The organism is Streptomyces sp. 8L (assembly GCF_020176795.1).
Taxonomy (GTDB): domain Bacteria; phylum Actinomycetota; class Actinomycetes; order Streptomycetales; family Streptomycetaceae; genus Streptomyces.
In genome coordinates this window covers 1-4,965 of sequence record NZ_JAIUKE010000659.1, presented here as the reverse complement: position 1 = coordinate 4,965, position 4,965 = coordinate 1, and the positions used below count along the sequence as shown (strand labels likewise).

General features: G+C 67.5%; 6 protein-coding genes and 1 pseudogene. 6 read left to right on the top strand and 1 reads right to left on the bottom strand.

Features of this window, described 5'->3' with window-relative positions:
- Positions 1-595 precede the first annotated feature (595 nt).
- From LCE31_RS36655 to LCE31_RS36645, 3 genes are read left to right on the top strand one after another with little or no spacing between them, the layout of a single operon-like run.
- The gene (locus tag LCE31_RS36655) at positions 596-907 is read left to right on the top strand and encodes a transposase (protein WP_225022290.1); all 312 of its coding nucleotides are present in this window, start codon (positions 596-598) and stop codon (positions 905-907) included.
- Positions 904-1,263 (top strand): IS3 family transposase, encoded by a 360-nt coding sequence (locus tag LCE31_RS41025; RefSeq protein ID WP_225022288.1) that lies wholly within the window; start codon positions 904-906, stop codon positions 1,261-1,263. Before LCE31_RS36655 ends, LCE31_RS41025 begins: the two co-directional genes overlap by 4 nt.
- Entirely contained in the window at positions 1,220-1,825 is a 606-nt protein-coding gene (locus tag LCE31_RS36645; protein WP_225022287.1) for an IS3 family transposase, read from the top strand. Before LCE31_RS41025 ends, LCE31_RS36645 begins: the two co-directional genes overlap by 44 nt.
- Positions 1,826-1,853: 28 nt before the next feature.
- On the opposite strand, the gene LCE31_RS36640 is transcribed toward LCE31_RS36645, so the two are convergent.
- Positions 1,854-2,153, bottom strand: a complete 300-nt coding sequence (locus LCE31_RS36640) for a hypothetical protein (RefSeq protein WP_225022285.1) — start codon at positions 2,151-2,153, stop codon at positions 1,854-1,856.
- Between the two features lie 233 nt (positions 2,154-2,386).
- Here LCE31_RS36640 and LCE31_RS36635 point away from each other — a divergent pair, with 233 nt between their 5' ends.
- From LCE31_RS36635 to LCE31_RS36625, 3 genes and pseudogenes are all read left to right on the top strand, one after another.
- Positions 2,387-2,728: a PadR family transcriptional regulator gene (locus LCE31_RS36635; protein WP_263632726.1), complete on the top strand. Its 342-nt coding sequence runs from the start codon at positions 2,387-2,389 to the stop codon at positions 2,726-2,728.
- 129 nt (positions 2,729-2,857) lie between these two features.
- Positions 2,858-3,946, top strand: coding sequence for a hypothetical protein (locus LCE31_RS36630; protein ID WP_225022283.1), 1,089 nt, complete (start codon positions 2,858-2,860; stop codon positions 3,944-3,946).
- Positions 3,947-4,140: 194 nt separating this feature from the next.
- A pseudogene (locus LCE31_RS36625) lies at positions 4,141-4,902 on the top strand (transposase family protein).
- Positions 4,903-4,965: the final 63 nt, after the last annotated feature.

Below are 4,965 nucleotides of genomic sequence, written 5' to 3'. Positions count from 1 at the left end.
ACAAGCTCGTTGACATCCTTCACGTGACTATCAACGACCTCCACGACTCTGCGTCACCACCGAATATGAGACAGGGCCGCTCTTTTGACAGACCCGAGTAGGACAACGTCGGCGAGGTCGTCTGCTGGGCTTCTGTGCGTGATGACGAGCTGGCGGAGGTGACCGTGCCCGAGATCTGGGCCAGCGTGGACATTAGCAAGGAACATCACCACTGCGTGGTGATCGACGCGCAAGGCGAGCGCCTTCTGTCACGGCGTGTCCTTTAGGCCGAGGAAGACGAGGAAAGTGGGAGCCTTTTCGCTCGTATCGGACGGTGAGCCTTCGGTAGCCGAAGAGCCAGGCGATCGACCTCTCGATCTTCCACGGTGTCGGCCGAGCCGTTCGCCGGAATCGACTCCCGGCCGGGCGATGCGCGGGACAAGGCCCCGTTCGCGGAAGCACGAGAGGTGCTCGGCGGAGAAGTACGCCTTGTCGGTACGGAGTCGGCCCGGGCGGCACCGACGAGGGCCGCGCCGGGAGCGGACTGCGGGTATGCCCCGGATCAGCGGCTTGAGGCGTGGCTGTCGTGCATGTTCGCGCCGGACACCGAGCCCAAATGATGCCTGCCCCGAGGAAATATCCGCTGGAGTTGCGTGAACGTGCGGTGCGGATGTTCCGGACGTCCGAGCCGAAGCCCGTGATCCGCCTCATGGCGGAGGAACTCGGCGTGCACCACGAGGCCCTGCGAGGCTGGATCCGCCAGGCCGAAGCAGACGCCGGCGAACGCGGTGACCTGTTCACCACCGAGGAGAAGGAAGAGCTTGCCCAGTTGCGGCGCGAGGTGCGCGAGCTGCGGCGGGCGAACGATGTCCTGCGGACGGCCTCGGCTTTTTTCGCGGCTCAGCTCGATCCGACCCGGCCCAGGTGACGGCGCTCGTCGATGAGTATCCGCATCTGGGGGTCGAGCCTGTACTCCGGGAGTTGAACATCCCCTCGTCCACCTACTACCGCTGGCGTAAGGCCGAGAGGGAGCCGTACGAGCGGCGCTGTCAGGACACGGAGTTGACCGGCCGCATCCGGCAGGTTCATGAGGAATCCGGTGGCATCTACGGCTCGCCCCGCGTTCATGCCGTCCTCAAACGCAGCAGGGTCCACGTGGGCCGCAAGCGGGTCGAGCGGCTCATGCGCGAGGCCGGTCTCGCGGGCATCAGTCCCCGCCACCCCAAAGGTTTCACCCGCCGTGATCCGGACGCCGATCTCGCTCCTGACCTGGGTGCGGCGTGACTTCAGCGCGAGCGTGCCGAACCGGCTGTGGGTCACGGACCTCACCATGATCCCCACCGGCGCGGGACCTTTGTGGCTGTCGGCGATCCGCGATGCGTTCTCCCGCCGCGTCGTGGCCTGGGAGACCTCTGCCCGCGCGGACGCCGACCTCGTCCTGTCCTCGCTGGAGTACGCCCTGGCCAGCCGGGAGGTCGCCCCCGGCGAGCTCGTGCACCACACCGACCACGGCTGCCCGTACACGAGTATCAAGCTCACAACACGCCTGGTCAGAGTAGGTATCCAGGCGTCTATGGGGTCCGTCGGTGACTCGTTCGACAACGCCCTGGCGGAGAACCTGTGGAGCACCGTCAAGACCGAGTGCATCCGCAGGCACACCTTCGCCACCAGGGCCGAGGCGAACCTCGCGCTCTTCGAGTACATCGACGGCTTCTACAACAGCCGACGCATCCAAAAACGACTCGGCCACCTCAGCCCGATCGAGTTCGAGGAGAAGCACTATGCCAACCAGGCAGCGGCCGAACCGGTGAATCTGAAACCACGTCAACCCGCCGGGACCAGCTGATCAGCCGCTCCCGCACAACGGGGGAACCTCAGGTCACGGAGGAGGGCACCGGCGGCAGTGCGCGTTCCTTCCGGCCGACCGTGGCCCACACATCGCCGCCGGTCTCCGCGTACCGCTTCGAAATCAGGCGGACCGAATCGCACGAGACCCGGACCCACCCCGCGATCACCGCCCGCGGAGCGACCCCGCCAGCCGAGGTGTCCAACGCGAGCAGCACCCGCGCCCGCCTGATCATCGACGCACTGCGGACCCCCGTCGTCGTCGCACGCTCCAACGCCCGACGATCTTCGGCACTCAAGACAACCGGATACTTCTTCTGCGAGGACACGGTACCCCTGCCCAGCCGAACGGAAGCATCAACCGAAGCCCGCCCGACCTCAACTCCACCAACCTGAACGTTACTTAGTCGCGACAGTCTACTAGTCTGAGATTTGGAATAGCCGTAGAGTGAGAACAGTAGCGTAGGGCGGGCGGGGCAGGTTCAGCACGGAAGGGGGCGTGGTGGCGGAAGTTCAGGGGGCGTGGGTGCGGGTCGTGTTGCCGTTGTGCCTGCTTGGTGCATTGCGACACAAGGAGAGTTACGGTTATGCGCTGCTCCAGCAGTTGGCTGCGGCGGGGTTGGACTCCGTCAAGCCGGCGACGTTGTACCCGACGCTGAACCGGCTCGCCGAGGACGGTGCGGTGGAGGTCCAGTGGCGTGCGGGTGAGGGCGGGCCAGGACGCAAGTGCTACCGGATCACGTCGGCCGGTCGGGAGCGGCTTGACGCGGAGTGGGCGGCATGGCAGGACTTCGGCGCGTCCGTCTCCGGGTTGCTGACCGGCCCGAAGGCGGCACCCGTCGATTCTGCCCTCGTCACCATCCCCGGCCCGGCCGACGCACAGCATTCCGGTGCGGATACGTGACAGGGGATAGCCATACGGATGTACCGGACAGTGTGCCACCCGCACCGTGGATCGCACCGGCCGGACAATCTAGTGGGCTCTACCGGTCAGAAGATCTGGTAGACGACGGACGACGAGACAGGATTCGACGTGACAACTCAGCAGCGGGAAACCGGGCAGGGCGACAGCGGACAACCGGGAAGCGGGGTGGGCACCGTACGGACGTGGCCGCGGGAGGAGGACCAGCAGTGGGCCGGCAGGTTCCGGTTCCGGCTGCTGTTGCGATACGACTCTCCGCAGGGACTGGGCGACCGCGTCATCGACGAAGTCTACGAGGCCGTCACCGATTCCGGCCGCAGTGCGCGCGAACTCTTCGGTGACGCCGACGACTACGCCGCCCAGGTGGCCGCCGAAAGAATCGACGACGCGCACCGCAGCCGCCGCGACGTGCACGGCGTCACGCCCGGCGAGACCCTCAGCGGAGGACTTCTCGTGCTCGGCGTGATCGGCGTGTTGCTGTCCCTGCGCGGCTGGTTCGGCAACGGCGCGGAGTTCGCGGTCGGCCGACCGGCGCTCACCGGGACCGTGCTGGTCGGCACAGTGGTATTGCTGGCCGTCATCGCGCTGGCGTTGCGGACCGCGGGGCGCCCACGCGGGTTGTGGGCGGCACTCGGAGGCGCAGTCGTGATGGTGCCGGTCGCCGCCTCGGTCACCGCCTCCGTGCCCGGCGGAACGCTGTTTTCCGTGCCAGCACCTGTTGTGGTCGTCCTCGCCGCGCTGCCCGCCGTGATCGGTTGGCTGCTGCCGGAGGAACGGGCGAGCCGCTGGTTCAACGGTCCGGAGGCGGCCTGCCGGAACGACGACGAAGCCTGGCTGCGCCGGCTCGACGGGGTGCTGCGGGGCGCGTACGGCATGTCCCCAAGCCAGGCGCGCGCCCACGCCGAGGAGGCCCGCGACCATCTGGCCGCCGCGAGCGGCGGAGCGTACGAACAGTTCGGATCGCCGCAGGTGTACGCGCTGCGGCTGGCCGACGGACCCGGTGCGGCCCACCGGGCAGCCCGCCGGAGGCTCCGATCCGGCCTGCTGTTCCTGCCCCTCGTGGTCCTCACCCTGGCGAAGGTCGTCGACGACCACGATCCCCACTCCGTCTCCACCTGGGTCCTGCCCCCCGCGGCCCTACTGTGGGCCTGGTCCCTGTACGACCGCCACCGCGAGACCCGCCCGTCCCGCCCGTCCTGACCCGTACGACGAACGGATGCGGTACGAGTCGTTCTGCGGCACCGGGACTTTGCTCCCGGATCTTGGACACACGAGACACTGATCCTCTTCCAACCTGACGGGTGGTTGGGCCGGCAGCCCCGGCTGCGGGCATGAAGAAAGCTCCTGGTAGACGGGTTCACGACCAAGATCACCAGTCCGCCAGGAGCTTTCGCGTGCTTGTCTACCCGTCCGGCATCGATCTGTCCAGCCGCACTCTGAGGCATCTATCCGGTCTTCTCGCAGGTCACCGTCGTCGGATCGGTTCACGCTGGCGTCGCCTGACCTGTGGCCGACAGGCCCTGCTCGTCCTGGGCCACCTGCGCTGCGGCTACGCCTACGCCCGTCTTGCCGCAGGCTTCCGTATCAGGATCGCCACGGCCTACCGCTACATACGCGAGGCCGTCGACCTCCTGGCCGCTCGCGCGCCCACGCTGGAACAGGCCATGACGACCGTCCGCAAGAAGGCGTACGTGATCCTTGACGGCACCGTGCTGCCGATCGACCGCATCGCCGCCGACCGGCCGTACCACTCGGGAAAGTAGAAGCACCACGGGATGAACGTGCAAGTCCTCGCCGATCCCGCCGGCCGCCTGATCTGGGCCTCGGACGCATTGCCGGGAGCCACGCACGACCTGACCGCGGCGCGGGTCCACGGCATTCCCGTCGCCTTCGCCGAAAACGACATCAAGTGCTGGGCCGACAAGGCGTATCAGGGTGCCGTGCCTGCGATCCGTGTCCCGATCCGGGGCAAGCACCTGCGCGGCTGGCGCCGACGTCGCAACCGCGATCACACCAAGATCCGCAGCCTCGGCGAACGCGCCATGGCCATCCTCAAGTCCTGGCGGCTCCTGCGGAAACTCCGCTGCAGCACCACCCGGATCACCGCCGTCGTCCAAGCGTCGCGGGTCTGTACGGTCTCCGGCTCTGTTCCGTAGTCGGTGGTGACGGCCGGTGGGCAGTTATTGAAGCAGGATGCGGTGTCGGAGGAGGTCGAATCC